The organism is Burkholderia sp. Tr-20390 (assembly GCF_017104595.1).
Lineage (GTDB): Bacteria > Pseudomonadota > Gammaproteobacteria > Burkholderiales > Burkholderiaceae > Burkholderia.
The window spans coordinates 1-243 of sequence record NZ_JAAGPC010000474.1 but is presented as its reverse complement, the minus strand read 5'-3'; the positions used below and the strand labels follow the sequence as shown (position 1 = coordinate 243).

Here is a 243-nt window from a genome sequence, read left to right as displayed (position 1 = left end):
ATCGCGCCGTCCGGAATCTTCGGTATGAATAGCGCGACGAACGAGACGATGGACGTGACGCGCGACGATCGGCCTCATCGGTCGACGTTACCACCTGTCCTGAGCGCCACGGGCATCGCGAAGCGCTTCGACGCGACCGTCGCGCTGTCGGCGCTCGACCTGTCGATCGGCGCCGGCGAAGTCGTCGCGTTGATGGGCGCGAACGGCGCGGGCAAGTCGACCTTCGTCAAGATCCTGAGCGGC

At 66.3% G+C, this 243-nt stretch carries 1 protein-coding gene; it reads left to right on the top strand.

Going from position 1 to position 243, the window contains the following annotated elements:
- Nucleotides 1–24: 24 nt before the first annotated feature.
- A partial coding sequence (locus G3N98_RS39610) for an ATP-binding cassette domain-containing protein (RefSeq protein WP_206151160.1) occupies nucleotides 25–243 on the top strand: 219 nt, incomplete at its 3' end.